We start from the raw sequence: 2043 nt of genomic DNA, 5'->3' as shown, positions 1-2043 counted from the left end.
TGATAACCTCCGACACGGACGCCTCCTTCAGTGGTGTTCAACACCTCCACTATGGCACATCGATGCCGTCGGGGGGCGTCCACCCCATCAGCTTAAGGCAGCGACGGTGGCGCTCGATCAGGCCGATCGCCGCTGAACAAGGGGGCAGGGCAGGCGCTCAATGGTTGGCATAACATCCGATCCCGCCAGAAGCCCAAACAGCCGATCGGCTGCGCGGACCCCGATCTGATAATAGGGAAGTGCCACTGTCGTGAGCGGGGGCACAACCTGCTCGGAGATCATGCGGAAATCGTCGAAGCCAACGATCGCGATGTCGTCGGGAACCCGCAGACCGAGGTTGGCGGCTGCAAACATGCATTGCATGGCAATTTCGTCATTGCCGGCCAGAATGATCGTGGGTCGCTCTTTAGCCGCAGACGTCAGCAAATTCTGAGCGGCTGTGAACGCGCACATGATTTCCTCGCCGATGGCGCCGGTAATGCCCGGCTGTATCCATTCATGCCTGATGGACAGACCGGCTTCGCCCATGGCTCGCTCAAAACCATCGCGGCGCAATCTGGAGGCAAGAATGAGGGGGTTCAAAGTGATGAACGCAATTCTTTTATGGCCTTTGCTGATCGCATAGAGTGCGGCCGCATAGCCGCCATTGTCATCGTCTGGCACCACAGCCGGCACCTGGGCAGCCGAGGCAAAGCAATTGACCAGCACGGTCGGGATATTATGCAAGGCAGGGTCAAAGTCGATCTCGTGGTGATACATGGTGGCAAAGAGAACCCCATCGATCCGGTGTTCCTGAAACGTGCGCCATACACGGGCTTCCTCCTCGGGCGTTCCCGAAGTGTTTGCGATGAGAAGACTCTGGTTTGATTGGGAAACACGATCCTGAACGCCGCGGATGATTTCAACCGAATTCGGTGTGGTGGTTACAACGTCGGTAATAAGGCCAATGACTCCCGAGCGATTGGTCCTGACCATGCGCGCGGCAAGGTTGGGAATATAATTGAGGCGCGCGATGGCTTCTTCCACCCGGGCGCGGGTTTTGCGGCTGATGTTGGGTTCGCCGTTGACGACCCGCGAGACCGTTCGGTCTGATACGCCTGCAAGGGCGGCCACGTCTTTGATCGTCTGCAAACTGCTACTCCTTGTCACAACGGCCAATCACTGTAGCTGGAAAATGCGACCGGGACACCATTATGTCGACGTCGACATTTTTAAATTGACGACGTCGACAATTCGATGCTTTATCCGGCCCGCCGCCTGAAGCGAATCAAGAGCGGTCAAAGTGTGGGGGAGGAGAATAGATGACCCGTCGTTGCCAACGTTACCTTAGCGCCCTTGCAGCCACCGCCTCGGTCGCTGCCTTGAGCCTGCCTTCTCTTGCTCAGGCACAGGCCGCGCCATCGTCCCCGTCGGCTGCGGCGCAGGATGAGAAGACAAGCGTCACCAATCCCGAAATCATCGTTACCGGCGTTGTGCGCAAGACCCGCAAGCTCGACACGACTTTCACGATCGACACGCTCAGCCAGGAAGATATCAAGCGTCTTGCCCCGATCAGCACTGCGGATCTGCTGAACAACATTCCCGGCTTTTTTTCGGAGGGCAGCACGGCTGGCGAGCGCAGCAACAACGTCACCGTTCGCGGCCTGCCCAGCAGCGGATATCGTTATGCCCCTCAACTTATCGATGGACTGCCGGTCTATCAGGACTCCGATGTTCCTTTCGCCAACAACGATGTGTTCTTCTCAAGCGACCTGATGACAGACCGGGTTGAGGTCGTGAAGGGCGGCCCTGGCGGCATTCTCTATTCGAACGGCCTGGGCGCGATCGTCAATTATGTTACCAAGACCGGCGGAGACAAATTCGAGGGCGGCTACAAGCTTGAGCTCGCCACTTATGACTTCGTGCGGAACGATCTCTATATTGCCGGCCCCATTAGCAAGAACCTGCACTGTCCGTCATCAGAACATTTGGCACAAATTGCGTCGTAGATTAGCGGGGTGCGGGCCTCGTCTGGGGGTTGGTTTTAGGCGGCTAGCTTGCGGT

2 protein-coding genes are annotated in these 2043 nt (G+C 57.6%); one reads left to right on the top strand and one right to left on the bottom strand.

Annotation, left to right across the window (positions count from 1 at the left end; all coding sequences use genetic code 11):
- Positions 1-117 precede the first annotated feature (117 nt).
- Positions 118-1131 carry a LacI family DNA-binding transcriptional regulator gene (locus FHW96_RS25825; protein ID WP_172343433.1) on the bottom strand — a complete coding sequence of 338 codons (1014 nt, stop codon included), beginning with the start codon at positions 1129-1131 and terminating at the stop codon, positions 118-120.
- Positions 1132-1301: 170 nt separating this feature from the next.
- On the opposite strand from FHW96_RS25825, the gene FHW96_RS25820 reads away from it, so the two are divergent.
- On the top strand, positions 1302-1988 hold the full coding sequence (locus FHW96_RS25820; RefSeq protein WP_172343432.1) for a TonB-dependent receptor plug domain-containing protein: 687 nt from the start codon (positions 1302-1304) through the stop codon (positions 1986-1988).
- Positions 1989-2043 lie beyond the last annotated feature (55 nt).

Origin of the sequence: Novosphingobium sp. SG751A, assembly GCF_013149295.1 — a bacterium.
Taxonomy (GTDB): Bacteria; Pseudomonadota; Alphaproteobacteria; order Sphingomonadales; family Sphingomonadaceae; genus Novosphingobium.
The sequence above is the reverse complement of the archived record's forward strand: the minus strand, read 5'-3'. Positions and strand labels throughout refer to the sequence as shown.

Excerpts from the sequence above, each read along its gene's own strand:
- FHW96_RS25820 (WP_172343432.1), top strand. The coding sequence starts at position 1,302 with ATGACCCGTCGTTGCCAACGTTACCTTAGCGCCCTTGCAGCCACCGCC.